General features: G+C 71.5%; 27 protein-coding genes. 16 read left to right on the top strand and 11 right to left on the bottom strand.

Annotation, left to right across the window (positions count from 1 at the left end):
- The first annotated feature begins 8 nt into the window (after nt 1-8).
- The 3 genes from ACPWUT_RS06350 (at nt 9) to ACPWUT_RS06340 (ending at nt 2,513) form a co-directional block, all read left to right on the top strand.
- Nucleotides 9-752, top strand: coding sequence for a formylglycine-generating enzyme family protein (locus ACPWUT_RS06350; RefSeq protein WP_425841767.1), 744 nt, complete (start codon nt 9-11; stop codon nt 750-752).
- 100 nt (nt 753-852) lie between these two features.
- Complete coding sequence (locus ACPWUT_RS06345) at nt 853-1,275, top strand: YciI family protein (RefSeq protein ID WP_284527085.1); 423 nt, start codon at nt 853-855, stop codon at nt 1,273-1,275.
- Nucleotides 1,275-2,513 (top strand): RNA polymerase sigma factor, encoded by a 1,239-nt coding sequence (locus ACPWUT_RS06340; protein WP_425841764.1) that lies wholly within the window; start codon nt 1,275-1,277, stop codon nt 2,511-2,513. The genes ACPWUT_RS06345 and ACPWUT_RS06340 overlap by 1 nt, the downstream gene beginning before the upstream one ends.
- 4 nt (nt 2,514-2,517) lie before the next feature.
- Here the strand turns inward: ACPWUT_RS06340 and ACPWUT_RS06335 are convergent, their stop codons facing one another.
- A complete protein-coding gene (locus ACPWUT_RS06335; protein WP_425841761.1) occupies nt 2,518-3,183 on the bottom strand; it encodes a DUF2087 domain-containing protein in 666 nt (221 codons plus the stop codon).
- A 61-nt stretch (nt 3,184-3,244) separates the two neighbouring features.
- On the opposite strand from ACPWUT_RS06335, the gene ACPWUT_RS06330 reads away from it, so the two are divergent.
- From ACPWUT_RS06330 to ACPWUT_RS06320, 3 genes are read left to right on the top strand one after another with little or no spacing between them, the layout of a single operon-like run.
- Complete coding sequence (locus ACPWUT_RS06330; RefSeq protein WP_425841757.1) at nt 3,245-3,640, top strand: ArsR/SmtB family transcription factor; 396 nt, start codon at nt 3,245-3,247, stop codon at nt 3,638-3,640.
- On the top strand, nt 3,637-4,539 hold the full coding sequence (locus tag ACPWUT_RS06325; protein ID WP_425841754.1) for an SRPBCC family protein: 903 nt from the start codon (nt 3,637-3,639) through the stop codon (nt 4,537-4,539). Before ACPWUT_RS06330 ends, ACPWUT_RS06325 begins: the two co-directional genes overlap by 4 nt.
- Nucleotides 4,536-5,231: a hypothetical protein gene (locus ACPWUT_RS06320; protein ID WP_425841751.1), complete on the top strand. Its 696-nt coding sequence runs from the start codon at nt 4,536-4,538 to the stop codon at nt 5,229-5,231. Before ACPWUT_RS06325 ends, ACPWUT_RS06320 begins: the two co-directional genes overlap by 4 nt.
- Before the next feature lie 5 nt (nt 5,232-5,236).
- Here ACPWUT_RS06320 and ACPWUT_RS06315 read toward each other — a convergent pair whose 3' ends face one another.
- On the bottom strand, nt 5,237-6,049 hold the full coding sequence (locus tag ACPWUT_RS06315) for a TrmH family RNA methyltransferase (protein ID WP_425842206.1): 813 nt from the start codon (nt 6,047-6,049) through the stop codon (nt 5,237-5,239).
- A gap of 142 nt (nt 6,050-6,191) precedes the next feature.
- Between ACPWUT_RS06315 and ACPWUT_RS06310 the strand changes: the two genes are divergently transcribed.
- The 6 genes from ACPWUT_RS06310 to ACPWUT_RS06285 all read left to right on the top strand — a co-directional run bounded on the left by ACPWUT_RS06310 (nt 6,192) and on the right by ACPWUT_RS06285 (nt 12,856).
- On the top strand, nt 6,192-8,270 hold the full coding sequence (locus tag ACPWUT_RS06310; protein ID WP_425841748.1) for a heavy metal translocating P-type ATPase: 2,079 nt from the start codon (nt 6,192-6,194) through the stop codon (nt 8,268-8,270).
- A 10-nt stretch (nt 8,271-8,280) separates the two neighbouring features.
- On the top strand, nt 8,281-8,664 hold the full coding sequence (locus ACPWUT_RS06305) for a hypothetical protein (RefSeq protein ID WP_425841745.1): 384 nt from the start codon (nt 8,281-8,283) through the stop codon (nt 8,662-8,664).
- A 69-nt stretch (nt 8,665-8,733) separates the two neighbouring features.
- Nucleotides 8,734-9,753 carry a CueP family metal-binding protein gene (locus ACPWUT_RS06300; protein ID WP_425841742.1) on the top strand — a complete coding sequence of 340 codons (1,020 nt, stop codon included), beginning with the start codon at nt 8,734-8,736 and terminating at the stop codon, nt 9,751-9,753.
- 212 nt (nt 9,754-9,965) lie between these two features.
- Complete coding sequence (locus ACPWUT_RS06295) at nt 9,966-11,090, top strand: ScyD/ScyE family protein (protein ID WP_425841739.1); 1,125 nt, start codon at nt 9,966-9,968, stop codon at nt 11,088-11,090.
- Nucleotides 11,091-11,271: 181 nt separating this feature from the next.
- A complete protein-coding gene (locus tag ACPWUT_RS06290; RefSeq protein WP_425841736.1) occupies nt 11,272-12,198 on the top strand; it encodes an AEC family transporter in 927 nt (308 codons plus the stop codon).
- A gap of 103 nt (nt 12,199-12,301) precedes the next feature.
- Nucleotides 12,302-12,856, top strand: a complete 555-nt coding sequence (locus ACPWUT_RS06285; protein ID WP_284527064.1) for an HdeD family acid-resistance protein — start codon at nt 12,302-12,304, stop codon at nt 12,854-12,856.
- Between the two features lie 79 nt (nt 12,857-12,935).
- On the opposite strand, the gene ACPWUT_RS06280 is transcribed toward ACPWUT_RS06285, so the two are convergent.
- Both ACPWUT_RS06280 and ACPWUT_RS06275 read right to left on the bottom strand, forming a co-directional pair.
- Nucleotides 12,936-14,933, bottom strand: coding sequence for a S9 family peptidase (locus ACPWUT_RS06280; protein WP_425841733.1), 1,998 nt, complete (start codon nt 14,931-14,933; stop codon nt 12,936-12,938).
- A 1-nt stretch (nt 14,934) separates the two neighbouring features.
- The gene (locus ACPWUT_RS06275) at nt 14,935-15,699 is read right to left on the bottom strand and encodes an SDR family oxidoreductase (RefSeq protein ID WP_284527062.1); all 765 of its coding nucleotides are present in this window, start codon (nt 15,697-15,699) and stop codon (nt 14,935-14,937) included.
- Nucleotides 15,700-15,778: 79 nt separating this feature from the next.
- Here ACPWUT_RS06275 and ACPWUT_RS06270 point away from each other — a divergent pair, with 79 nt between their 5' ends.
- From ACPWUT_RS06270 to ACPWUT_RS06255, 4 genes are all read left to right on the top strand, one after another.
- Nucleotides 15,779-16,255 carry an NfeD family protein gene (locus ACPWUT_RS06270; protein WP_425841729.1) on the top strand — a complete coding sequence of 159 codons (477 nt, stop codon included), beginning with the start codon at nt 15,779-15,781 and terminating at the stop codon, nt 16,253-16,255.
- Nucleotides 16,256-16,292: 37 nt separating this feature from the next.
- Nucleotides 16,293-17,357, top strand: coding sequence for an SPFH domain-containing protein (locus ACPWUT_RS06265; protein WP_425841726.1), 1,065 nt, complete (start codon nt 16,293-16,295; stop codon nt 17,355-17,357).
- Nucleotides 17,358-17,404: 47 nt separating this feature from the next.
- Nucleotides 17,405-18,139 carry a glycerophosphodiester phosphodiesterase family protein gene (locus ACPWUT_RS06260; protein ID WP_425841723.1) on the top strand — a complete coding sequence of 245 codons (735 nt, stop codon included), beginning with the start codon at nt 17,405-17,407 and terminating at the stop codon, nt 18,137-18,139.
- A 127-nt stretch (nt 18,140-18,266) separates the two neighbouring features.
- Nucleotides 18,267-18,644 carry an RNA polymerase-binding protein RbpA gene (locus ACPWUT_RS06255; protein ID WP_284527056.1) on the top strand — a complete coding sequence of 126 codons (378 nt, stop codon included), beginning with the start codon at nt 18,267-18,269 and terminating at the stop codon, nt 18,642-18,644.
- A 9-nt stretch (nt 18,645-18,653) separates the two neighbouring features.
- On the opposite strand, the gene lnt is transcribed toward ACPWUT_RS06255, so the two are convergent.
- From lnt to ACPWUT_RS06220, 7 genes are all read right to left on the bottom strand, one after another.
- On the bottom strand, nt 18,654-20,243 hold the full coding sequence (gene lnt, locus ACPWUT_RS06250) for an apolipoprotein N-acyltransferase (RefSeq protein WP_425841719.1): 1,590 nt from the start codon (nt 20,241-20,243) through the stop codon (nt 18,654-18,656).
- A gap of 20 nt (nt 20,244-20,263) precedes the next feature.
- Entirely contained in the window at nt 20,264-22,732 is a 2,469-nt protein-coding gene (locus ACPWUT_RS06245) for a DEAD/DEAH box helicase (RefSeq protein ID WP_425841716.1), read from the bottom strand.
- A complete protein-coding gene (gene tatC, locus ACPWUT_RS06240; RefSeq protein WP_425842204.1) occupies nt 22,729-23,478 on the bottom strand; it encodes a twin-arginine translocase subunit TatC in 750 nt (249 codons plus the stop codon). The genes ACPWUT_RS06245 and tatC overlap by 4 nt, the downstream gene beginning before the upstream one ends.
- 63 nt (nt 23,479-23,541) lie before the next feature.
- Nucleotides 23,542-23,802, bottom strand: coding sequence for a twin-arginine translocase TatA/TatE family subunit (locus ACPWUT_RS06235; protein ID WP_284527050.1), 261 nt, complete (start codon nt 23,800-23,802; stop codon nt 23,542-23,544).
- A 57-nt stretch (nt 23,803-23,859) separates the two neighbouring features.
- A complete protein-coding gene (locus ACPWUT_RS06230; protein WP_425841712.1) occupies nt 23,860-24,819 on the bottom strand; it encodes a helix-turn-helix transcriptional regulator in 960 nt (319 codons plus the stop codon).
- Nucleotides 24,816-25,814, bottom strand: a complete 999-nt coding sequence (locus ACPWUT_RS06225; protein ID WP_425841709.1) for a helix-turn-helix transcriptional regulator — start codon at nt 25,812-25,814, stop codon at nt 24,816-24,818. The genes ACPWUT_RS06230 and ACPWUT_RS06225 overlap by 4 nt, the downstream gene beginning before the upstream one ends.
- A gap of 41 nt (nt 25,815-25,855) precedes the next feature.
- The gene (locus tag ACPWUT_RS06220; protein ID WP_425841706.1) at nt 25,856-26,809 is read right to left on the bottom strand and encodes an FKBP-type peptidyl-prolyl cis-trans isomerase; all 954 of its coding nucleotides are present in this window, start codon (nt 26,807-26,809) and stop codon (nt 25,856-25,858) included.

The following is a 26,809-nucleotide window of genomic DNA, read 5'->3' as shown; positions in this document are numbered from 1 at the left end:
GTTCCCCGGTGACCGACATCGAGATGGCCCCGCTCCCGGCGGGTCGCGTCGAGCTCCACGACGCCCGTCGTCGGCTGCGGCGCACGGTGGAGCTCGAGCCGTTCGAGATCGGGGTGTTCGCCGTCACGCAGGAGCAGCTCGCGGAGCTCCTGGGGGAGACGGCGGTCCACCCGCGCCGCCCCGCGACCGATGTCTCGTGGCTGCGCGCCGTGAGGCTGTGCAACGCGGCGTCCGAATGGGAGGGCCTGGACCCCGCCTACACGTTCGACGGCGAGGAGGTCGCCTGGCATGTCGACGCCGACGGCTTCCGGCTGCCGACCGAGGCGGAGTGGGAGTTCGCGTGCCGCGCCGGATCCACCGGGCCGCACTACGGGCCGCTCGCCGAGATCGCCTGGACGAGCGCCGACGGGGTGAGCTCCCCGCAGGAGGTGGGCGGGAAGCTTCCCAACCTCCACGGCCTGTTCGACACGCTCGGGAACGTGTGGGAGTGGTGCTGGGATCTCCTCGATCCCGCGCGCTACGGCGAGTACCGCGTGTTCCGGGGCGGCGGGTTCGCCGATGACGCATGGAGTGTGCGCGCGGGGACCAGGCGCGGAGGAGCGCCGCGCATGCACCACGACGATGTGGGTGTCCGGCTCGCCCGCGGGCCTGTCGGCCGCCCCGGCGCGGCGCAGGGGTGGTCTGCGGAAGCCGACCGCGAGCGCAGCGATCCCGCGGGTCCCCTTCCGTCGGGGTGGACGCCGCTGCGGTGAGGTCGGGGACGTCGTCATCGGCGATGTCGATTTCGTCGATCGCCGTTCGACGTCATAGTGGGAGGGTGCAGACAGCGCCCCCGACGAAGGAGACGAACAGATGAAGCACATGCTGATCATGCGGACCACCGCCGAGGCCCTCGAGGCGTCGAAGGAGATGGACTTCGAGGCGGTGATCAACGCGATGGGCGCCTACAACGAGTCGCTCATCAAGGCCGGTGTGCTGGCGGGGGGCGACGGTCTCGCGCCGGAGGCCGGCTATCTCGTGACGTTCTCCGCCGACGAGCCGCCGCTGGTCACCGACGGCCCCTACGGCGAGGTGCACGAGCTGTTCAACGGCTTCTGGATCCTCGAGACGGCGACCGCGGAGGAGGCCGTCGAGTGGGCCAAGCGCTGCCCGCTCGGCCCGGGGAACACCCTCGAGGTGCGCCGCATCACGGATGAGTCCGACTTCGCGGACTTCGCCGACAACGAGTACGTCCAGAAGGAGGCCGGCTGGCGCGAACAGCTCGGCACGGTCTGATGTCGCTCGACGCCCACCGCGCGATCGAGGCCGTCTGGCGGATCGAGGGCCCCCGCATCGTCGCGTCACTCGCGAAGATGACGGGGGATCTCGGCCAGGCGGAGGACGTCGCGCAGGAGGCGCTGGCAGAGGCCCTCGTGTCGTGGCCGGCGCACGGGATCCCCGCGAACACCGGGGCCTGGCTCACGGCGACCGCGAAGCGACGGGCGATCGACGCGTGGCGGCGTCGCGAACGACTCGACGAACGCCACCGCCTCCTCGCGCACGACCTGAGCGAAGCGGGGGAGGACGCGTGGGAGCCGATCGACGACGACCTCCTCCGGCTCGTCTTCACCGCGTGCCATCCGTCCCTGTCGCGGGAATCGCAGGTGGCCCTCACCCTGCGGATCGTCGGCGGGCTGACGACGACCGAGGTGGCGCGGATGCTCCTCGTGCCCGTCGCCACCGTGCAGGCGCGCATCACGCGGGCGAAGAAGACCCTCGCCGCGGCACGGGTCCCGTTCGAGACGCCCGATCCGTCGGAGTGGCGCGATCGGCTGTCGGGGGTCCTGGGCGTCGTCTACCTCATCTTCACGGAGGGCTACGCGGCGACCACCGGCGCGAGGTGGATGCGGCCCGACCTCGCCGACGAGGCCCTACGGCTGGGCCGCGTGCTCAGCGGACTGCTTCCCCGCGAGCCCGAGCCGCACGCCCTCGTGGCGCTGATGGAGTTCCAGCGCTCGCGCTTCGCGTCCCGCGAGGACGCGGCGGGCGAACCGGTGCTGCTCGCCGACCAGGACCGGTCACGGTGGGACCGGGCTCAGATCGCCCGGGGGCGCGCGGCTCTCCGTCGCGCCGACGCGGCGGCATCCGGGCGCGCGCGAGGGTCGTATGCGCTGCAGGCGGCCATCGCCGAGTGCCACAGCGTCGCCGCGCACATCGACGACACCGACTGGGACGGGATCGTCGTGCTCTACGAGGCGCTCGGGAGGATCGCCCCGAGCCCGGTCGTCGAGCTCAATCGCGCGGTCGCGGTGTCGATGGCGACCGGTCCGGCGACCGCCTTGCGGATCGTCGATGAGATCGCGTCGGGCGGAAGGCTGAACGGGTCGCCGCTTCTTCCGGGCGTGCGGGGCGAGCTCCTGGCGCGACTGGGACGGCGAGAGGAGGCGCGTGCCGAGTTCGTCCGTGCGGCCGGGGCGACCTCCAACGAGGCGCAGCGGCGGGTGCTGGAATCGAAGGCCGCCGCACTCGGCTGACCGCTCACACCGTGCGGACGTACTCCGATCCGGATGCCGTCCGGTCGACGAGGCCGTGATCGACGAGATGCCGGCGCAGGGCCGCGACATCCTCACCGGGGGCGTACGGGGCCAGCAGCTCGTTGACGCGCCTCTCGGCGAGCACGACACCGGCCGGGAGCGCCCGCGCGGCCACCCACTGCAGGAGCTCCCCTCGGTCGGCCGCGCGCAGGGGGTAACGGTCGATCCTTCCCGACGCGTCGAGGAACCGTGCGATGTCATCGGCGGCGGCGCGCGGCCGCGGCGCCGGCCGCACCCAGAGCCGGCGCCCGGCTCGGTCGTCCGCGTCGTCCGCGTCGTCTGCGGCGGCGCCCTGCGGGACATCGCTCTCGCGGAAGCCGAGGGCTCGAGCGAGCGCGGCGCCGGCGAGGTCGTCCGGAGCGAGGACGGCGACGTAGCGGACCTCCGCACCCCACGGCGCCATCCCGAGCACCCGGCCGACCGCGACGCGGGCCACCCCGCGCCGCCGCGCGTCCGGAGCGACCTCGACGTGGATGCTCACGTCGCCGTCTGCCCGGGCCGCCCTGAGGCGGCCGACATCGCGCCCGTCCGTCTCGAGGCGCCAGGCCCGCGCCTCGGGGAAGTCCTCGCCGTCGGGGACGAGTTCGATCCGGATGCGCGAGCGACCCATCCGCCCATTGTTCCGCCTCTCGCCGCTTGTGTGCATCACTATGTGCTGATATAAGTGAGTGATGAATGCTTTCGACCTGCTGGGCGACCCGGTCCGCCGGCGGATCGTCGAGCTCCTCGCCGAGGGGGAGTGCGCGTCGGGGGAGATCACCGAGGTGATCCGCGGTGAATTCGGCATCTCCCAGCCGGCGGTCTCCAATCAGCTGCGGGTACTGCGGGAGGGCGGCTTCGCCACGGTGCGCCCGGACGGCGCCCGGCGCCTGTACGCACTGCGCGCCGAGGCCCTCGACGACGCCGCCGCGTGGGTGGAGCGCCAGCGTGCGCGCTGGACGCAGCGACTCGACGCCCTCGAGACCGAACTGCACCGCGGGCGCCACGAGGCCGCCCCCGGCGACCACGGTGACGACCCCGGTGCCTCTCTCGCCCGTCCGGAACACGCACATGGAGGCCCGCGATGACCCTGGAGCCGTTCTCCCGCAGCCTGACGGGGAGCCGGGAGCGCCCCGTCGTCACCCTGGCCCGCCGCTACGCCGCGCCGCCTCGCGACGTGTGGGACGCCCTCACCGATCCCGTCCGGCTGACCCGCTGGCTGGGAGCGGTCGAGCGGGACGCCCTCGACCCCGATCGTGTCACCGTCCGTGTCGCGGACGCCCCCGACAGTCCTGCCGAGGCGCGGGTGAGGAGCTGCGTCCCGCCCGAGACTCTCCTCCTCGACTGGGAGTGGGACACCGAGGAGCCGAGTGTCGTCGCGGTGACACTCCGCGCCGACGGCGAGGGGACATTCCTCACCCTCGAGCACCGACTGGGCGAACCCGACCACGCCGCGGACTACGGGGGAGGCTGGGAACTGCATCTCGGGGCCCTGGTCGCGCTGTTCGGCGGCGAGCAGCCAGCGCCCGCGACGAGCGCCTGGGCCGGCATGACCGCGCGGCCGCTGGAGATCGAGATCGACCTTCCGCGCACCCCCGAAGAGGTGTGGCCTGCTTTCGCGTCCGCCTCGGGACTCCGCCGCTGGTGGTGGAACCACTGGGACGACGTCGAGATCGCTGCCGACGTGCGGCCGGGGGGCTCCTACCGCTTCGCCGCGCCCGGCGCCGGCATCGTCGTCGAAGGCCGGTACCTCGCCGTGGAGGCCCCTTCGCACCTCGCCTTCACCTGGCGCTGGTCCGACGCCGACGGCCAGAGCGTCGACGAGGCGTGCGACCTGGAGCTGCTCCGCGTCGGAGGCGGCTGCCGGGTCAGGCTGCGCCACACCGGACCGTGGAGCGACGACGCCCCCGCGGAGAGCTACCGGCAGGGATGGGAGTTCGTCTTCGGCGCGCTGCGCCGTGCGGTCGACGACGGGGGAGCGGCGTGAAGTTCGAGCACGCCCCCGACGCGTCCTACGAGGATGTCGGCGGCGGCGTGGTGCTCCACTCGGCCCCGGGCCATCCGGGGTTCCCGTCGCGCCTCGCGCTGGAGCTGTTCGCCCGGGCGCAGGCCATGACGGGCAAGGACCGCGTGGGACTGTGGGATCCGCTGTGCGGCGCGGGGGGCATGGTCGCCACGGTGGCGCTGCTGCGCCCCTCGTCTCTGACCCGCGTGCTGGCGACCGATGTCGACCACGATGCCCTGCAGCTCGCCGAGAGGAACCTCGCACTCGCCTCGGCGACGGGGCTCGTCGCGCGCCGCCGGGAACTCGCCGAGCGGGGAGCCGATCCTCGCCGCCTGGCGTCCGCGGACCGGCTCCTGGCGATTCCCGGTCGCTCGGACGGCCTCCGCGTCGAGGTCGCCCCCGCGGACGTCACGGACGCCGCGTCGCTGGCCGCCCTCGACCTCGACGGCATCGACGTCGTCCTCACCGATCTGCCGTACGGACAGCAGACCGGCTGGGCGTCGGCGTCGGAGGCCCCGGCGCGCCGCGCGCTCGAGACGCTCGGCGGCGTCCTTCCGCGCGGCTCGGTGGTGGTGTTCAGCACCACCGCCCGCGACGACCTGCGCCCGCTCCCCGCCGCGACGCGGTCGTTCCGCCACGGACACCGGCACATCCGCATGTTCCGGCTCGGATGAGCCGCTCAGCCGGCGGCGCGGGCCAGGCGCTGGCGAGCCGCTTCGTACAGGACGATGCTCGCGGCGTTCGCGGCGTTGAGCGAGCTCGCCGACCCCGTGATCGGGATGCGCACCGTGCGGTCGGCCGCCTCGCGCCACGCGGCGCTCAGGCCGGCGGTCTCGTTCCCGATCAGCAGGAGCGTGGGCGCCGTCAGGTCGATGTCGAACACATCGGCGTCGCCGTCCTCGTCGGTGGCGACCAGCTGCAGCGGGATGCCGGCTGCTCGCCGCGCCTCGACCCACGCGAGCACCTCGCGGGGTGAGGGTACCCGCACCGTCGGGATCCCGAAGAGCGAGCCCGTGCTCGCCCGGACCGCCGCCGGGTCGTACGGGTCGGCGGCGTGGCCTGTCACCACCACGCCCGCCGCGCCGAACGCATCGGCGGACCGGATGATCGAGCCGAGGTTCCCGGGGCTGCTGGGGCGGTCGAACAGCACGCCCAGGAAGTCGTCGGCCACCGGCACCCGTGCGAGATCGTCATCGGGGATCGCCACGATCGCGACGAGTTCGGGGATGTCGTCGTCCTTCTCGCCGAGCTCGCCGAGGAGCTCGGCGGAGAGGGCGAAGCGCTCGCCCGGTGCCGTCGCGAGTACGTCGGCAGCCCACGCCGAGGCGCGCCGATCCGGGTCGTACAGCAGCGCCTCGATGGTCCACCCGCGCGACACGGCCAGGCTCAGCGGGCGCACTCCCTGAACGACGAACGCGCCCAGCTTGTGCCTCTTGGAGCGGTTGCCGAGCAGCGCCTGCCACACCTGGAACCGGGAGTTGCGCGTGGTGATCCGCTGAGGCGATATCCCGCCACTCTAATCCCGCGACGCCAGCGGAGACGCCGGGGGAGATCTCCCGGCGACCCCTGGTGGGGAATACCCCCGGGGGGTATTATGGTTCTGCTCGGGGAAGCAGACGCTCCCGAAGGGAATCATGATGTCGACGACACACGACCACCACGCCGAGCCGGCTCACGCGGGACACGCAGACCACGGCGACCACGCCGGCCACGCCGGCCACAGCGACGATGCCGGACACGGCGACCACGTCGGCAGGTTCCGCCGGCTGTTCTGGATCAACCTCATCCTCGCCGTGCCCGTCGTTCTGCTGTCGCCGATGTTCGCGATGATCTTCGGGTACGAGGTGCCCGGGTGGGCCCGCTGGGTCGCGCCAGTGCTCGGGACGGTCATGTACGTATGGGGCGGGTCGCCGTTCCTCACCGGCGCGGTCAGCGAGGCGCGGTCGCGCCGGCCCGGCATGATGCTGCTCATCGGGCTGGCGATCACCGTGGCCTTCGTCGCGTCGTGGGGGGCATCGCTGGGCGTCCTCCATCACGAGCTCGAGTTCTGGTGGGAGCTGGCGCTGCTGATCGTGATCATGCTCCTCGGCCACTGGATCGAGATGCGATCGCTGGCCCAGACCCGCTCCGCCCTCGATACGCTTGCGGCGCTGCTGCCCGACGAGGCCGAGCGGGTCGAGGGCGATGCACTCGTCCCCGTGGCCCCCGGCGATCTGCGCGTGGGCGATGTGGTCGTCGTCCGTCCCGGGGGGAGCATCCCCGCGGACGGTCGCATCGTCGACGGACGCGCGCACCTGGACGAGTCGATGATCACCGGCGAGTCGCGGCCGGTCGCCCGAGGCGCCGGCGACCGGGTGACCGCGGGCACCGTGGCGACCGACTCGGGACTGCGGGTCGAGGTCACCGCCACGGGCGACCAGACGACGCTCGCCGGCATCCAGCGACTGGTCGCCGATGCGCAGAACTCCTCCAGCCGCGCGCAGCGCATCGCCGATCGCGCCGCCGCGCTCCTGTTCTGGTTCGCGCTGATCGCGGCCGCGCTCACCGCCATCGCCTGGAGCGTGCTCGGCTTGCCCGATGAGGCGGTCGTCCGCACGATCACCGTGCTGGTCATCGCGTGCCCGCACGCGCTCGGCCTCGCCATCCCCCTCGTCGTGTCGATCGCGACCGAGCGCGCGGCCCGGGGCGGCGTGCTGGTGAAGGACAGGCTGGCGCTCGAGAGCATGCGCACCGTCGACACCGTGCTCTTCGACAAGACCGGCACGCTGACCACGGGGGAGCCGACCGTGGTCGCGGTGCGAACGTCCGGCGAGCTCGATGCGGACACCGTGCTCGCGCTGGCGGCCGCCGCCGAGAGGGACAGCGAGCATCCCCTCGCGAAGGCGATCGTGCGCGCGGCTCAGCGGAAGGGACTCGACGTGCCCCCCGCGAGCGGCTTCTCCTCGTCGCCGTCGATCGGCGTCACCGCCTCCGTGAACGGCGCGGAGATCCGCGTGGGCGGCCCCCGGCTGCTCGACGAGGTCGGCGGCCGAGAGGTCGACCAGGCCGACGCGTGGCGCGCGGACGGCGCCATCATCCTCCACGTCACCCGCGAGGGGAAGGTCGTCGGCGGCCTCAAGCTCGCCGACGAAGTGCGCCCGGAGTCCCGGGACGCCGTGGCGGCCCTCCACCGGCTCGGCGTGCAGGTGGTGATGATCACCGGCGACGCGCACTCGGTGGCCCACGCCGTCGGTCAGGAGCTCGGCATCGACCGCGTCTTCGCGGAGGTCCGGCCGGAGGAGAAGTCCGGCGCGGTCGCCGAGCTCCAGCGGGAGGGTCGCAAGGTGGCGATGGTCGGCGACGGGGTGAACGATGCGCCGGCGCTCGCGCAGGCGGACGTCGGGATCGCGATCGGCGCGGGCACCGACGTCGCGATCGCCTCCGCCGGTGTCATCCTCGCCAGTTCCGACCCTCGGTCGGTGCTCTCGGTCATCCAGCTCTCGCGCGCCGCCTACCGCAAGATGACGCAGAACCTGTGGTGGGCCGCGGGCTACAACCTCATCTCCGTCCCGCTCGCCGCGGGCGTCCTCGCGCCGTTCGGCTTCGTCCTCCCCATGTCCGTGGGGGCGATCCTGATGTCGCTGTCCACCGTCGTGGTCGCGCTGAACGCTCAGCTGCTCCGGCGCATCGATCTCAGCCCCGAAGCCGGCACGCGCGCCGTGCTCGACTCCTGAGCGCCATCACATGATCACGGCACCCACCGCCTCACCCGCCCCGACCACCGGGGCGGGTGTGTGGCGCTGGGTGCTCATCCTGCTCATCGTCACAGGCTTCGCGGCGATGCACGCCACGCCGGTGGCGGCAGCCGATCACGCGCACCACGACGCGCCGGTCATGACGATCCACGACTGCCCGGGGTGCGCCGACGAAGCGCCCGTCCCGCACGCCGGGATGGGCGCCGGTTGCGGGATGACCGTGCTTCCCGCCCTCGGATCGCCTCTCCCGCCCGTGGCGTGCGCCTGGGCCCTGCCGACAGCCGACGTGCTGCTTCTCCGGGCGATCCCCCCACGTGCGGTCGCGAGCCCCGCGGCGCCCGACCTCGTCGAGCTCTCCATCAGTCGGACGTGAGTCTCCGCGGGCGCTCTGCCGCCCCGGCCCACTCACACCCATCGACCGATCGACTTTTGGAGACACCTCATGCGCACGACGCGCGCGCTTCTGACCACCTCATCCGCCCTCACCGCACTTCTGCTCCTCGCCGGGTGCGCGGGCGCCGACACCCCTGCGGCCGACGCCGCACACAACGACGCGGACGTGATGTTCGCCACCATGATGATCCCGCACCACGAACAGGCCATCGAGATGAGCGACCTCGTCCTCGCCGCGGGCGAGGTCGACCCCGAGGTAGCGATGCTCGCCCAGCAGATCAAGGACGCGCAGGGCCCCGAGATCGAGACGCTCCGCGGCTGGCTGGAGGACTGGGGAGCCGATCCCTCGTCCGACCTCATGCACGACATGGACCACGGCGACGGCATGATGTCGGAGTCGGACATGGACGAGCTGGAGGCGGCCGGCCAGGACGAAATCTCCCGGTTGTATCTCGAGCAGATGATCGTCCACCACGAAGGCGCGATCGACATGGCGCAGACCGAGCTGGAGGAGGGGCGGTTCCCCGCCGCCCTCGGGATGGCCGAGGCGATCGTCGACGCACAGACCGAGGAGATAGCGACCATGCGCGAGCTCCTCGATCCGCTGGCGAGCTACGGACTCGGGGGACTGACAGTCGAGGAGGCGATCGATCGGCTGGAGAAGACCCCGCTCGACGGACGATCCGCGGATCTGATCGCCTCCGTCCGCCCGGGCGAGGTCCTCTTCACCGGCGCCGACGGGCAGGAGCGGACCGTTCCGCTGGGGGAGGAGTTCTACCTCTCCTTCGCGCCGTACGTCGACCAGACCCATGAGTGCTACTTCCACAGTCTCACGACGTGCGTGGGGGAGCTGCGGAACACGGAGATGGCCGTCACCCTCACGGATGCGGACGGCGCCGTGATCGTGGACGAGGTGCTCACGAGCAACGACAACGGGTTCATCGGCCTGTGGCTGCCGCGGGGCACCGAGGGGACGCTGACCGTCGAGTACGACGGCATGTCCGTGGTGGCGGACGTGTCCACAGGAGCGGACGACCCGACCTGCCTCACCGACCTCCGGCTGTCGTAGACGGTGCGCGGGGCGGACGGACGCGTTCGCCCCGCGACCACCCCTCTTGACGCGCCGCGGGGGGAGGACCATCATGAGCGCCGGGTCGCCCCGCGTCGCCGACACGTCGTCGTGGCACGGCTCGTGTTCGACGCCGGACGGCAGCTGAGGGGAGCCGCTTCCGCCCGGAGCCCATCGCCCGGCGACGCCGCCGGGCCGGATTCGGAGGTGTCATGAGAAGTACTCGCATGCTCGTGGCCGGCATTGCCGCGCTCGGGCTCGTCCTCGCCACGCCAGCCATGGCGTCAGCCGGCCAGAAGCATCGGCCGGCTCCGGACCCGGAGGTCCGGTCCACGGAGGTCGTCGCCCCGTTCAACATCGACCTCGCCGGGAAGCGGGTCTACGTGGCGGACGGGTTCGCGAACGTCGTCGGCACACTGTCGAGGGACGGTGCGCTGAAGCCGGTCGCGAGCAGCGCACCCGGCGCCGCCGGCGTCGAGCTCTCACGCGACGGGAAGACCCTCGCGTTCACGACCACCGAAGGCGGGCAGGGCGCGATCACCGAGAGCGGGCTCAACCTGTGGGGGCCGCGCGGCTCCAAGGTCTACGCCGACACGCTCGCGTACGAGACGGCTCAGAACCCCGACGGCGACACCGCCTACGGGGTGGCCGATCCGAGTCCGTGCGTCGCCGACGCGCTCACGGCGGCGGGGTTCCCCGTCAGCTACACGGGCGTCGTCGACTCTCACGCGTACTCTGTCGCGCAGTGGGGCAAGCGGTGGGTCGTCGCCGACGCCGGGGCGAACGCCCTGCTGTCCGTCGACAAGCGCGGCGGTATCCGCACGCTCGCCGTCCTTCCCGCACAGCCGGCGACGATCACGGCAGAGATGGCGGCGGCCGTCGGGCTGCCCGACTGCGTCATCGGCGTCACGTACCGGTTCGAGGCCGTGCCCACGGATGTCGAGGTGGGACCGGGCGGGATGCTGTACATCACGACGCTGCCCGGGGGACCGGAGATCCCGGCATTCGGCGCGCGCGGCGCGCTGTGGAAGCTCAACCCGTGGACCGGCAAGATCACCAGGCTCGCCGACGGCTTCGCGGGAGCGACCAACCTCGCGCTCGGAAAGCGCGGGGAGATCTATGTCGCCGAGTACTTCGCCGGGAAGATCACGAAGGTGACGCACGGCAAGAAGTCGCACTACCTCGATCTGGCCAACGTCGTCGCGGTCGAGTCCGGTCGCGACGGATCGCTGTGGGCGGGGACGACGATCGCGCTCGATCCGTCCGCACCGCAGGTGCCGGGCACGATCGTGGAGATCGTCAAGGGCGCATGGCACAAGTGGTCTTTCCGCCACTGACCGCGTCATGAGGGGCGCTGCACGGCGTGTCTGCGCGCCGTGCAGCGCCCCTCACCTCGGAGTCCGCAGGGGAGCGCGGGCGAGACGCGCACGAAGGCTCCCGTTCCACGAACTGACATAATGTGCATTATCGGCGAGTCTGCCGCCTCGCGTTGCCTGCCCGGCGCCCTAGGCTCGAGGAATGCTGGATGTGCTCACCGGATTCGTCGTCGTCGGTGTCGCGATCCTCGTGGGGTGGATCCTGGGCCGCATCGACCTGCTGGGTCCGCACGCCCGCCACGTGCTGGGACGGCTCGTCTTCTTCGTGCTGTCGCCGTTCCTGCTGTTCGTCGTGCTCGCCCAGTCCGACGTGCACACCCTGTTCTCGGCGCTGCTCCCGGTGTCGGCGATCGCGGCGGTGGTGATCTTCGCCGTCTACGGTCTCATCGCGCGTTTCTGGTGGCGCCGGAGCGTCGGTGAGACGCTCATCGGAACGCTGTCGGCCGGGCAGGTCAACTCGAACAACATCGGCATCCCGCTGTCGCTGTATCTGCTCGGAAGCGCGGCATACCCCGCACCGATCATCCTCCTCCAGCTCATCGTCTTCACGCCGATCACGATGGCGATCTTCGAGGCGATCTCCACCGGTCAGCGACGCGTGTTCCCGATCCTCCGGCGCACGGTCACCAATCCGGTCGTCGTCGGCTCGGTGCTCGGCGTGCTCGTCTCCGTCTCCGGGATCGAGCTCCCGCCCGTCGTCCTCGAGCCCGCGGTCCTCCTCGCCAACGCCTGCGTGCCGGTCATGCTCATCTCGTACGGGATCTCCCTCCACGGTCAGCGCGTCCTCGGTGCGCGAGGCCGCCGCCGCGACGTCTTGCTCGCCACGGCGTTGAAGCTTCTCGTCATGCCGGCCATCGCCTGGTCCGTGGCGACGTTCGCGTTCGGACTCGCGCCGGCCGACGTGCTGGTCGTCACCGTGCTGGCAGCGCTCCCGACTGCGCAGAACGTGTTCAACTACGCCCAGCGGTTCGACATCGGCGAGACCATCGCCCGCGACACGGTGTTCCTCACCACTGTCGGCTGCGTCCCGGTGCTGCTGACCATCACGCTCGTCCTCTCCCCCACGTGACGACTTGTGAAACCGGTTCCGCGCGCATCCACACAGAGCACCCCCAACGGGACTATCCTGGCGCTGTTCCACTCAGGGAACTCCCAGAAAGGGGCACTCCACCATGTCCACCGACATCCCCGTCGAGAAGGCCGCAGTCAACGGCGTCCGGACCGCTCTCGGCCTGAGCGGCGTCCTGCTGCTCATCCTCGGCATCCTCGTGCTCGTGTGGCCGGGGAAGACCGCGGTGGTCGTCACCGCCATCTTCGCCATCTACGCGATCGCCGTCGGCCTCGTCTACGCAGGCCTCGGCATCTTCTCCAAGACCAAGGGCGGGTGGTCGCGCATCGGCCACATCGTCCTCGGCGTCCTGTTCGTGATCGCCGGCATCGTCGCCTTCTCGAACCTCGCTGTCACGGCCGTCTGGTTCGCGACCTTCGTCGGCATCCTCGTCGGCGTCACCTGGATCATGGAGGGCATCGTCTCGCTGTCGACCCTCGGTGATGCCGCATCCAAGGGCTGGACGATCTTCTTCGCCGCCGTCAGCATCCTCGCGGGCATCACCCTGCTCTTCTCCCCGCTGTGGGGTGCGCTGGTGCTGTGGCTCATTCTGGGCATCTCGGCCGTGGTCCTGGGCATCATCCAGATCGTCCGCGCGTTCACGTTCGGGAAGCAGTAGCCCGCTGCGAACGACGAGGGCCCCGGGGACACTCCCCCGGGGCCTTCGTCGTTCGCCTGCGCCTGCGTCGTGCGCAGACTCAGGAGGTCGGCAGGTGGCGCTGCCACCAGTCGAGAACGGCGGAGAAGCGCTCGATGCGGTGGCGGGGCTGGCCCGAGCGGGTCAGCTCGTGATCCTCCCCGGGGAAGACGAGCATCTCCGCCTCGGTGCCCTGGCGCTTGAGCGCCGTGTAGTAGCGGGTCGCCTGCTCCAACGGGCAGCGGAAGTCCAGCTCCGAGTGCATCACCAGGGTGGGCGTGGACACGCGGGAGACGACGGCCATGGGACTCTGTGCCGCGATCGCGTCAGCCCCCGTGCCCACGTACTCGTCGCCGAAGAACGAGCCGATGTCGCTCGTGCCCTGGAACGTCGCGGGGTCGAGGAACCCGCGCTCGACGATGGCGCCGGCGAACCGGTGATCGTGGGCGATCACCCAGGCGGTGAGGTAGCCGCCGTAGGAGCCCCCCATGATGCCCACCCGGGCGCCGTCGAGACGTGCGTCCTCGGCGACGGCGGAGTCGAGGAAATCGATGACGTCGTCGAAGTCGACCGTGCCCATCCGCCCGCGGATGCTGCGACCGTGGGCGCGGCCGTATCCGGCACTCCCCCGCGGGTTGGAGTAGACGACCGCGTACCCTGCGTCGACGAGAACCTGCGTTTCGTCGAACGCGTGTATGCCATACGAGGCATAGGGTCCGCCGTGGATCTGGAGGATGACCGGGAACGGGCCTTCGCCGTCGGGAACGGCGATCCACCCGTGCACCGGATAGCCGTCCCGACCGGGGAATTCGCGCTCGACCGGACGCGTCACGCCGACGGTGCGCAGCGTCGCCCCGAAATCGGTGACCGGTCCGTCTCCGACGACCACGAGCTCGCCGAACGAGTCCGGTGCGGCGACGGCGGCCACGATCCGCTCTCCGGCGCCGTCGTCGATGCGTGCGGCGGCATGCCCGGCGACCTCCACATCGCCGTCGAGGACCGTCGTGACCTCGCCGGCGCGCGTCACCCGCAGCAGTTCCACGCGGCCGCGGGTGCGGTTCTGCACGAGGAAGTCGTCGCCCAGCGCCGTGATGTGCGACCCGACCTCGCCGAGGTCGATCGAGTCGGGGTCGGTCAGACGCCGCGGCGCACCGTCCTCGACCAGCCAGAGGGCGTCGCCCGGGGCGATGAAGTCGATCCCGCTCTCGCCCATGTCGGCCGCGATCACGGCGATCGTGCCGTCGGGCGCGACGAGGATGTCGTCGAAGGCCAGGTTGTGCTCGGTGCCGAGCACTTCCCGCTCCCCCGCGCCGTCGACCCGGACGGCGACGAGAGTGCCGCGCAGATCGCGGCGCTCGCTCTCGATCCGGTCGGGCACCGTCAGGATCTCGCTGCCGTCGCCCGTGAACACGGCTCCCTGATAGGAGTCCTCGCCGGCCGTGAGCTGAGTCGCCGACGCCGCGACCAGCTTCTTGGCGGGCGCCTCCTCCTCGGCGCCCCGCACGGCGGGAGCGGGCTCGTAGAACGGCTCGGCGTCGACCGCCGGCGCGTCGATGACGAAGAGGTGCGACGGGCGGTCGGCGAGGTAGCCCAGGCCGTTCGCGTGCCAGCGCACCCCCGTGATGCGACGGGGCGACTCTGCCGAAGGCTCGAGGCCCTCGACGCTGCCGTAGCGGCCCGCCTCGGGCACCCGGGCGGTGTAGGCGAAGCGGGCGCCATCGGGCGACCACGCGTAGGACGACACTCCGGCGGGGGCATCCGTGGCCTGCACCGGCTCTCCCCCGCCCGCAGGCAGCACGTGGATCTGGGTCTTGCCCTTCGCGTCGGCGCGGAGGAAGGCGACGACCTTCCCGTCGGGCGACAGCTGCGGGCCCGCATCGGCGACGCCCCGGGTCAGCCGCCTCGGCGAGCCGCCGGGAAGCTCCACGCGCCAGAGCTGGCCGACGTTGCGGTTGGCCACGAGGTCCGGCCGGGACGTCGCGAACACCGCGAACGAGCCGTCGGGGGCCAGGGCGGGTCGTCCGACCGAGACCAGGGTGTCGATGTCGTGTGCGCGCACGTCACTCGCCGCCGAAGGAGCTCACGTCGCCGATGAGCCGCGTGTTGTCCGCGGGGATCGGCTCGACCGCGGCGAGGGCCACCTCGGCGGCGAACTCGGACACGTTGTAGAGCTTGCCGGCCGACTCGCGGCGCGACTCGATGGCGCCGGGGTTCGCGCGCTCGAGAAGCGTGGCGGTGATGGTGCCCTCGATCATGTCGCCCGACACGACGACGAACCCGATGCCCTGCTCGGCGAGTTCCGGGATGCGCTCGCGCAGAGCATCCTCTCCGGCGCGCTTGGACAGCGCCACGACCTCGTACTCCGGCATCGTCGGCGTGGTGCGGATGAAGTGCGCCTGGTGGCTCGTGACGAACACCACGCGCGAGCCGTCGCCCAGCAGCGGCAGCGCCGCGTCGAGGACGCCGACCTGGGCGTCCCTGTTGAGCGTCATCGCGTAGTCCTCGGCCATGCCGCCCTCCATCCCTCCGGAGGCATTGAGCACGAGGAGGTCAAGCGAGCCGAAGCGCTCCTGCACCGCCGCGAACATCTCCCGCACCGAGTCGGCGTCGGTGAGGTCGGCGCCCACGACGAGGACCTCGACGCCGAGCTCGCGCAGCTCGGATGCGAGCTTCTCGGCGCGGGGCGCCTTGTTGCGGAAGTTGATGACCACGTTCGCACCGGCCTGCGCGAAGTAGCGCACGGTGTCGGCGCCGATGCCCCGCGAGGAGCCGGTCACGAGGGCGGTGCGGCCGGCCAGGGTGCCGGCGGGGATGGGGTGAGACATGACGCCGAGCCTATCAATCGACCCCCTCCGCAGCGGGGTGTTAGGGTTCGAGGAAGCGCCCCACGGAAGGAGCCAGGCCGTGCTGCCCGATCTCACGCAGTATCTCTGGATCGTCTGGCTCGTCCTGGCTCTGATCTTCGTCATCATCGAGCTGCTCACGCTGGAGTTCACGTTCCTGATGCTCGGCGCGGGCACCCTCATCGGCGGACTCGGGGTGAACCTCATCGGCGGTCCCTGGTGGGCGCAGGTGCTGGCCGCTGCGGCCATCGCCGCACTCCTCCTGTTCACCATCCGCCCCCTGCTGCTGAAGGCCCTCCATCGCAGCAGCGTGCTGCATCCGACCAACGTCGACGCGCTCTACGGCCTGGGAGGACGCGTGATGGCGCCGTTCGTCGAGGGCGCTGGGTCGGTCAAGCTCGACAACGGCGAGACCTGGACGGCGCGCCTGATCGGGCCCGATCCCGGCCTCGACGCCGGCTCGCGCGTGGTGGTGACCGCCGTGCGCGGCGCGACCGTCGAGGTCGCACCTCCGCCGCAGCCTGCGACGACCGACTGAACCCGACACGAAACGACACCGAGCAAAGGAGCCCTCGATGCCCGACATCGGCGCATTCATCGGACAGATCTTCATCATCGTCCTGCTGGTGGTCGTCGCGATCTTCGTGATCGTGGTGCTCTTCCGGTCCATCCGCATCATCCCGCAGGCCTACGCGGGCATCGTCGAGCGACTCGGGCGCTATCAGCGCACCCTGTCCCCCGGCCTGAACCTCCTCGTGCCCTTCATCGACCGCCTGCGACCGCTGGTCGACATGCGCGAGCAGGTCGTCTCCTTCCCGCCGCAGCCGGTGATCACCGAGGACAACCTCGTCGTCTCCATCGACACGGTCGTGTACTTCCAGGTGACAGATGCGCGCGCCGCCACCTACGAGATCGCCAACTACCTCGGCGCCGTCGAGCAGCTGACCACGACGACGCTGCGCAACGTCGTCGGCGGACTGAACCTCGAAGAGGCGCTGACCAGTCGCGACGAGATCAACGGCCAGCTCCGCGTCGTGCTGGACGAGGCGACGGGCAAGTGGGGCCTGCGCGTCTCGCGCGTCGAGCTCAAGGCCATCGACCCGCCCCACTCCATCCAGGACTCGATGGAGAAGCAGATGCGCGCCGAGCGCGAGCGACGCGCGACGATCCTCACGGCCGAGGGATCCAAGCAGTCGCAGATCCTCGAGGCCGAGGGGCGGCGTCAGGCCGACATCCTCCGGGCAGAGGGCGAGAAGCAGGCCGCCGTGCTGCGCGCCCAGGGTGAGGCCGAGGCCATCCAGATGGTGTTCCACGCCATCCACGTCGGCCAGCCGGACGAGAAGCTCCTCGCCTACCAGTACCTGCAGACGCTGCCGAAGATCGCCGAGAGCCCGTCGAGCAAGCTGTGGGTGATTCCGAGCGAGCTGACGGAGGCTCTCAAGGGCATCGGCGACGCGTTCGGGGGACGCGCGACGGCTCCGTCGCCGCGCACCGAGGCTCGGCGTTCGGCCGGTCCTGCCGGAGCCGCCGCCGACGAGGCCGCGGCCGCCGCACGCGAGGCCGCCTCCGCCGCGGACGACATCGCCACCGAGGCGCGCAACTCGACGCCGACGGGCGGCCTCCCGGCCGCGGAGTCCTGATCAGCGCGCAGACGCACCCGTGGTTCACGGCATCCGGTGCACCCCGGGTGCTCGCGCACCGCGGCTTCGTCCCGACGGCGGCCGAGGGGGTCGCCGAGAACACCGCGGCGGCCTTCGCGGCGGCGCACGCGCTGGGCACCGTCTACGTGGAGTCCGACTGCCATCTCACCGCCGACGGCCACGTCGTCCTGTTCCACGACGACGACCTCTCCCGGGTGGCCGGCGACGCCCGGCCGGTCGCCGCGGTGACGCTCGCCGAGCTGGAGCAGGTCATGGAGACCAGGGGCGGACTGCTGAGCCTTCCCGGAGCCCTGGATGCGTTCCCCACGCTGCGCTTCAATCTGGACGTCAAGGCACCGGCGGCCGCAGCGCCGATGGGGCGCGCGATCGCGCGCGAGGCCGACCGGGTGCTGGTGACGAGCTTCTCCGATCGCCGGCGCACCGAGGCCCTCGCCGCTGCACGCGCGGCGGGCGGCGATCCCGCCACGTCGGCGGGGAGCGCGACCATCGCGCGGGTCCTGGCGGCGGTGGCCTCGCGCTCTCCCCTGCTCGTGCGGCGGGCACTGGCGGGGATCGATGCGCTGCAGGTGCCCGAGCGGCAGGGGCGCGTGCGCATCGTCAGCCGCCGCTTCGTGGACGCCGTCCACCGCGCGGGCGCGGAGGTGCACGTGTGGACCGTGAACGCCGCCGAGGACATGACGCGCCTGCTCGATCTGGGCGTGGACGGACTGGTCACCGACCGGGCGGACGTCGCGCTGCGGGTCGTGTCCGCGCGCGCATAACCCGACGACACGACCGGCGGCCCCGAGCAGCCTGGGCATCGCCTGTGAAAGCCCCCTCGCACCCTCCCGTTCGGATGATGCGCACAGGTGAGGACGTTATACCTGACGAAGACGAGAGGACCACACAATGGCAGATCGCAGCCTGCGCGGCATGCGGATCGGCGCATCCAGCCTACAGAGCGAGGATGGCGTCGTTTTCCACGAGCGCGCGAACTTCACCTACGTGTGCACGCAGTGCTCACGAGAGACCGTCATGACCTTCGCGGCCGACGCGGAGGCCCCCGAGGCCTGGGAGTGCCGCACGTGCGGCGGCGAGGCCGTACTCCGTGTCGGCGACACGGTCGTCGAGATCGACCACTCCGGCGACAAGGTCGCACGCACCCACTGGGACATGCTCATGGAGCGCCGCACCATCCCCGAGCTCGAGGAGCTGCTCGAAGAGCGCCTCGCTCTGGTGCGCGCGCGCCGCGGCGGCACGGACGAGACCACGCGCCTCACCGCGTGACGCTCTGAGTCAGCCCCGCTGACCCTCGACGACGCCGGCTCCTTCGGGGGCCGGCGTCGTCGTGCGCCGCCGCAGCCGCACCAGGACGCCGGCGACCAGCAGGGCGGCCAGGCTCCCCCACCCCAGGAGCGTCTGCACGGCCCCGCCGAGGACGACCGCGGGCGTCAGACCGCTCCGCAGCGGCACATCGGTCAGCAGCGCGCCCGCCGTCCCCGCCGGAAGGGCGTCGATCGTCGTGCCATCGGGCGCGATCACCTGACTGGTGCCCACCGTCGACAGGTTGACCACCGAGCGGCCGGTCTCGATCGCGCGCATGCGGGCGAACGACAGCTGCTGGAGGTTCTCGTCGGTGTCGCGGAAGTCGGCGTTGTTCGTCTGGAACATGTAGACCTGCGCTCCGTCGCGCGCTCCCTCCCAGATGACGTCGTCGTAGATGACGTCGAAGCAGATGGCCAATCCCACGCCGATGCCGCCGACGTCGAAGAACGGGGCGTTGGTGCCGGGCGTGTACTCGCGCTGGATGAGTCCGACCAGGTCGGGGGCGAGCATCTCGTAGAACCACCGGTCGGGCACGTACTCCCCCATCGGCACGGGGTTGCTCTTGTCGTGGAACGCGACGGGGTTGTCCGCGCCCGCCTCCCACAGCATCGAGGTGTTGAACGTGTCCTCGCCGCGCTGGGTCGCGGCGTTGACGATGAGCGGTGCGTCGAAGGACGCCGACAGACCGTCGAGCACACGCGCCACCGAGTCGTTGGCCGTCGGATCGGCGTCGATCCCGCCCTCCGGCCACAGCAGCACGTCCAGGTCCTCACCGGCCAGCGCCGCCGTCGCATCGAGCTGCGCCTGCAGCACCGCGTAGGGCTCGCGCTCGTCGAAGTATCCGGCGGGACCGTTGCCCTGCACCGCGCCGACTCGCATCGTGCCGGCGTCGCTCGTGGGGAACAGCGGCGTCGCGAGGAGCACGACGGCGACGACGACCGCCGGGACGACGCGCAGCGGCCGGCGCCACGCGCCGCTTCGGACGAGCTCGATCACGGCTGCGGTGAGGAAGACCATGAGGAAGCCGAGCCCGGTGACCCCCGTCCACGACGCGACGTGCGCGAGCGGGCTCTCGGCCTGGCTCATGCCGAGGCGGCCCCAGGGGAAGCCCGTGTACGGCCAGCTCCCGAGCCACAGTTCACGGGCCGACCACAGTCCCGCGACCAGAGCCGGGAGCGCCAGGAGCCGCACCAGAGGACGCCCCGGGGCGAGCCGGGGCAGCCACCGGTAGGCCCAGGCGAGCGCCACGGCGCCCACAGCGCTGAGCACGGTCTCCACGCCCGCCAGGGCGAACCAGGGCACCGGGCCGAGGTACCGGGTGATCCAGACGATGTGCACGAGGTAGAAGCTCGCTGCGAACGCCGCCCCCACCGCGACCGCTCCCCAGGCCGAGCGCCCGATCAGCGAGACGAGGGATGCCGCGACGCCCACGAAAGCCAGCGGCCACCAGCCGATGTCCGGGAAGGCGAGATCCAGCACCACGCCGCCGCCGATCGCGACGAGGATCGCGCTCCACAGCGGCAGGAGGGGACGGGCGGAGTCGGGCACGGGAGAAGCCACGGAACGAGCCTAAGCGAGGCTCAGACCGTCGAGTACGCGACGATGCCGCGTCTCACGGCGTCCAGCGCCTTCCGCGCCGTGGTCGCCACCGGCGGTTCGGCGACCATCGAGAGCTGGTCGAGCAGGTCGATCGTCTGCTTGGTCCAGCGCACGAAGTCGCCCGCGGCGAGGTCCGCCTCGACGAGCACGCGATCGAGGGCGACCCCGCGCGCCCACGAGTGCATCGCCTGTGCGAGCCCCGCAGAGGGCGGCTCCGAGCCGGGCAGCCGGTGGTCGCGCTCCAGGTCGTCCAGCACCGCCCAGAGCTCCTGCGTGTCGCTCAGTGCGGCGCGGAAGGCCCCACGGGGCAGCGCGCGGTCGCCGGCGTCGTCACGGCGGGGCTCGTACACGAGGCAGCAGGCGAGGGCCGCGAGCCCGGGCGCGTCCAGCCCGGTCCACAGGCCGCGCCGGAGCGACTCGGCGACCAGCAGATCGCGCTCGCCGTAGATCCGCCGCATCGTCGCGCCCGCGTCGGTGAGCCGGCTGGTGCCGTCGGCATCCACCACGACGTAGTCGAGGGCGGCGAGCACATCGACGACGCGGTCGAAGATGCGCGCCACCGTGCCGGTGCGGGTCTCGATCTGATGACGGAGCTTGTCGATCTGCCGGCTGAGCTTCGCGTACCGCTCGCCCCAGCGGGCGTGCTTCTCCCGGTCGGGGCACGAGTGGCACGGATGCCGCTGCAGTCGGCGGCGCAGCGACTGGATCTGGTTCTGCCGCTGCTGCCGCGTCTTGGCCGGAGCGGTGCGGTCGGCGCGGTTGAGCTTCTCGAGATCGCTGAGCTCGCGCCGCATCTGCGCGTACTCCGGGAAGTCGCCCCGATCGCACGCCATCGCCTTCGTGTAGCCGGCGAGCGACTCCTCGGCGTCCTTGACCTGACGTGCCAGCCCGACGACGGATCTGTCCGCCTGGAACTGCGCGAACGAGGACTCGAGGATCTCCCGCGCCCGCGGCCGGCCGAACTGGTCGATGAGGTTGACGGCCATGTTGTACGTGGGCCGGAAGCTGGAGTTCAGCGGATAGGTGCGCCGCGACGCGAGGGCGGCGACCGCCTGCGGATCCAGGCCCTCGGTCCACTGGATGACGGCGTGCCCCTCGACGTCGATGCCGCGGCGTCCCGCACGGCCGGTGAGCTGCGTGTACTCGCCGGCGGTGATCGCGACGCGCGCCTCGCCGTTGAACTTCTCGAGCTTCTCGAGCACGACGGTGCGGGCCGGCATGTTGATCCCGAGCGCCAGCGTCTCGGTGGCGAAGACGGCCTTGACGAGCTTGCGCTGGAAGAGCTCCTCGACGATCTCCTTGAACGCCGGGAGCAGTCCCGCGTGATGCGCGGCGACCCCGCGCTCGAGGTTCTCCCGCCACTCCCAGAATCCCAGGACGGCCAGGTCCTCGTCCTGCATCGTCCGCGTGCGCTCGTCCACGATCTGGCGGATCTCGTCGCGCTCCTCGCGGCTGGTCAGCCGCACGCCGGAGCGACGCACCTGCTGGACCGCGCCGTCGCACCCCGCCCGGCTGAAGATGAAGAAGATCGCCGGCAGGAGATTCGCCCGGCCGAGCAGCTCGACGACGTCGGGCCGGTCGATGCGCTCGATGCGCTGGACGTTGGCGGAGCGGACGGGCCGGCGTCCCCCCTTGTGCGGTCGGCGGTGCCCGGCCTCGTAGCCGCCGGAGGAGCGGAACTCCTGCACGCGGCGGTTGTTGTCGAAGTTCGACCCCTTGACGGAGCGGATCCGCATGAGCTCCTGGTTGACCTGCGCGGTCGCGATTCCGGCGCGGTCGTCGAACAGCGGCAGCAGGTCGCCGCGGACGAGGACGTGCTGCTCGAGCGGCACCGGCCGCGTCTCGGACACGATCACCTCCGTGTCGCCGCGCACCGTGTCGAGCCAGTCGCCGAACTCCTCCGCGTTGGACACGGTCGCCGACAGCGACACCAGCCGCACCTGCGGCGGCAGGTGGATGATGACCTCCTCCCACACCGCGCCGCGGAAGCGGTCGGCGAGGTAGTGGACCTCATCCATCACGACGTAGCGCAGACCCCGCAGCGCCGGCGAGTCGGCGTAGAGCATGTTGCGCAGCACCTCGGTGGTCATCACGACGATGCGCGCCGACCCGTTGATGTTCGTGTCGCCGGTGAGCAGTCCCACCTCGCTCTCGCCGTACACGTCCTGCAGCTCGCGGAACTTCTGGTTGGACAGTGCCTTCATGGGCGTCGTGTAGAACGCCTTCTCCCCCGGCTCCTGCATGGCCAGGTGCACCGCGAACTCGCCGACGATCGTCTTGCCGGCCCCGGTGGGGGCGGCGACCAGCACGCTGCGTCCCGCTTCGAGCGCGTGACAGCCGGCGATCTGGAACGGATCGAGGTCGAACCGCTGCGCATCGGCGAACGCGGTCGTCAGCGGATGGGAGCGCGCCGCCTCGGCGCGGGCGAATCGCCCGGCGGGATCGGTCACTGCAGCCCGTCCAGCACCGCGCGCTTGGCGCGTCGCCTGTCGAAGAGCATCGAGAGCCCGGCCGCGGCGAAGAACAGCACGATGAGGATGCCGGCCAGCAGGAGCATGCTGACGACGTCTGCGGCGGGCGTGGCGAGACCGGCGAAGACGACGGCGACGATCACCGCGACCCGCCAGCCCTTGATGATCGCGCGTCCCGTCATGACGCCCGCGAGGTTCAGTGCGACAAGGAAGACCGGAACGACGAAGGAGACTCCCACGACCAGCAGGAGCTTGAAGACGAAGTCGTAGTAGTACTTGCTGTCGAACCAGTTCGCAGCGCCCTCGGGGGTGAAGGTGGCCATGATCTCCACGATGTGGGGCATCACCCACCAGCCCACGTACACGCCCGCGAAGAAGAGCGGGATGGCGGCCGACACGAACCCGACCGTGTAGCGGATCTCCTTGCGCGTAAGACCCGGCATCAGGAACGCCCACGCCTGCCAGATCCACACCGGCGCAGACAGGAGGAAGCCCACCGCGAACGCGATGCGCAGGCGCATGTCGAAGGGGCCCGTGACGGTCTGGTACATCAGACCGACCTTGTCCTCCATCCCGCGCTGCTCGGCGACCATGCGGATCGGCTCGGTCATCGCCCAGATGATGAAGTCGGTCAGGAAGAACGCCACGATCCCCGCCACCACGAGGGCGACGAGGGCGATGATGAAGCGTCGGCGGAGCTCGGTGAGATGCGCGGCGAGAGACATGCGCCGGTCACGGCGCGGCGCATCTTCGGCGGCGGCGGCGCGCTGGACCGTGGCCACGTGCGGTTACGGCTTGGGTGCGTCCGCGCTGCCCGTGCCTGCGGCCGGGTCGGCCGGGGCCGGCGTGGTCGCCTCCCCGGCGGGGAGGTCGGCGGCAGTGGACGTGGTGGTCGCGTCGTCGGCCTTCATGGCCTTCATCTCGCCGCGGAAGATCCGAGCGGACTGACCCATGCTCTTGGCCAGCGCGGGAAGCTTGGCGGCGCCGAACAGCAGCAGGATGACGATGAGCAGGATCCACAGGTGCGGACCAGCGAACAGGTTGGACATGGCATCCCCTCGTCAGAGCTTGTGGGAAAGTCTAACCCGCCGCGCCTGCGGGGACGCTCACCGGTACTGGTCGAGTCCCGCCTCCGCCCAGGCGGCGACCGCGCGCCGGGCACCCTCGGGACCCTCGACCTCGACGTCGCCGGCGTGACGGGCCGCGACGCGCTTGAGGCTGCGTTCGTCGGCGACCCGGATCTGCGCGGTCCGCACGTCTCCCGTGCCCGTGACGGTGGAGCGGTCCAGGTAATCGGCCAGCAGCGGGATCACGGCGGCGCGGATGCGGAGATCGGCGACGGCATCCGTCTCGCTCGGCTCGAACAGGTCCGGGACGTGCTCGCCGCCGTGGGTGATCGGGATGTCGGTGGGACGCACGTCGGACACGCGGTCGAGGTGGAAGGTGCGCATCGCCTGCCGGAGATGGCACCAGCCTTGCAGGTACCACTGGCCCGACGCGATGTGCACCTTGACGGGGTCGACGGTGCGGGTGGTCACGGGGGCGTCGGGCGCCTTGTAGGTGAACGAGACGGCGACGCCGTCTCGCAGGGCGGCGGCGACGGCGACCCGCACGTCGTCGACCGCTTCGGGAGCCACGATCACCTCGGCGGGCACGCCCGACGCGCCGCGGGCGAGCTTGGCGAGGAGACCCTGCACGAGCCCGCTGTCGCCGACACCCGGGAGGGTCGCCGCCAGCTGGAGGCCCGCCAGCAGCGCCGCCGCCTCGCGGGCGGTCAGCCGCGGCGTCCGCTCGAGTCCGACCGTGTTGGTGATCGAGATCACCCCGTGCTCGTCGAGGAGGTCCCAGTCGATGTCGAAGAGGTCGTTCGCCATCTGCCAGAACCCGCCGTCGCCGGGCAGGCCGATGACGGTGAGCTTCTCGACCATCCCGCGCATCTGCGCCTCGGACACGTCGAACTCGTCCGCGGCCTCGGCCAGCGACACTTCGCCCTTGCCGATCAGATAGGGCACGAGCTGCAGGATCAGCGCGGCGCGATCGGTGGCGAGCAGTGGCTTGTCGCTCATCGCAGGCCCCCGTCCGTGTGGGTGGCCAGCGTGCGCTCGAGGCGTCGGATGACCTCGTCGCGCAGGTCGCCGGGCTCGACGACGCGCACCTCCGGACCGTATGAGGCCAGCTCGTCGGCGAAGACGTGGACGTCGACGTAGGGCACCCGGATGCCCTGCTCGGCTACGCTGGCGCGTCGGCTCAGCCGCAGGGCCGCCTCGGTGCCCGGCGCTACCTCGAGCAGCGCCTGCTGCCGCGCCGCGACGGCGTGCAGGCCGCTCAGCGCCTTCTCCCCCGCACCGTCGCGCAGCGACGGGTCGAACGCGCGCTTGGTCACCTGGACGGGCGAGGCCACGCGCGAGAGCAGGAAGGTGCGCTCGGCGTTCTGATCGCGGTCGAAGCCGTAGACGTGCCAGCGTCCCTCGTACTCGAGCAGCGCCAGCGGTCGGACGCGTCGACGCCCGGGGGTGACGTCGCCGGCCTTCAGATAGTCGAACTCCACTTCGCGGGCCTGCTCGATCGCGCGCTGGAGCGGCGCGAAGGCGGGCTCGCGGAGATTGATCCGCGGCGAGTAGCCGATGATGGGCGCGTCGACCTCGTTGCCGAGGGCGCGGATCTTGCGCAGTCCGCTGCGCGCCTGCGCGGACATGGAGCTCTCGCTCCACACCCCGCCGGCGAGGTTGAGCACGGCCAGCTCCGCCGGGGTGAAGTCGATGTCGACGGGAAGCTCGTACTCGCTCGTGGGGATGCGGTAGCGCGCCTCGCGCAGGTCGTCGGGATCGGCGAAGTCGCCGATGGTCTCGATCGGGACGCCGAGACCGCGCAGGTTCTCCTTGTCGCGCTCGAACATCTTCTCGAGCGCGTCCTTGCCCGCTCCGGCCTCGCTCTGCTCGCGATAGCCCGACACCGAGGTGAGGATCGTGTCCTTCGTCAGCCCCTGGTCTGTCGCCAGGAGCGCCACGACGAGGTTGACGAGCCGCTCCTCGGGAGCGATGCGCGTCGATTCGGTGGCCACGCGACTCATCCTAGGACGGCCGCGGCCCTGGCCGGCGTCGCCTACTCCGTCGGGGCGGGCGCGTCGATGCCGAGGACGTCGATCACGAACACCAGCGTGGAGTCGCCGGGGATCGAGCCGGTGCCCTCGCTGCCGTAGCCGAGGTCCGGCGGGATCACGACGAGCAGCTGCGACCCGACGGTGGCGCCCTCGAGAGCCTGCGCGAAGCCCGGGACCACGCCGTCGAGCGTGACGGCCGCCGAGGCGCCGTTCTCCCAGGTCGAGTCGAACACCTCGCGATCTGCCCAGGTCACGCCCGTGTAGTGGATGCGGATGCTGTCGTCGGCGGTCACCGCGGGACCCTCGCCGCGCTTGAGCACCTCGACGGCCAGCTCGGTCGGCGGCGCCGCGTCGGGCACGATGATGCCGGGCGCGCCTGAGGGCGCGAGGACGACCGACGGCATGCCGGGGCGGTCGTTGTACTGCGGGACGCCGTCGGCCGCGGGGAGGTAGACCTTCTGGAGGTCGAGCACGACCGCCAGCGACTGGCCCTCGGTGAGGCCCATGCTGCTCGCCGCCTCCTCCGAGACCTGGTCGAACGGGATCGCCCCGACGACGCGGGAGCCTTCGGTGGCACAGCGCATCATGTCCGCGAGGCCTGCGTAGTGCTCGACCCAGCCGGACAGCGGGCGGACGTCGGTGCCGGACGAGATCAGGGTCTCCCCCGATGCGCCGTTGGCGATCGCCACCGAGAACACGACGTCCTGGGCGTCGGAGGTGACGGCGGGGCCGTCGCCCACGGTGACGTCCTCGAACGAGGTCTCCTCGACGAAGACGGGATCCTTCAGGGTGAGGGCGGGCGAGCCCGCGGCGCCCGAGACGCCGATGAGGTCGAGCGCCGGGGACGACGCATCGGGACGCTCGCAGGTGGCGGGGGCCGCCGCCGACGAACAGCCCACGAGGGCCAGGGCGGTCAGGCCGAGGACGGCGAGAGAGGCAGGGATCCGGCGCAGCAC

The organism is Microbacterium sp. PA5 (assembly GCF_049860775.1).
In the GTDB taxonomy this organism is placed as follows: domain Bacteria; phylum Actinomycetota; class Actinomycetes; order Actinomycetales; family Microbacteriaceae; genus Microbacterium.
This window is presented reverse-complemented; position numbering and strand designations above follow the sequence as displayed.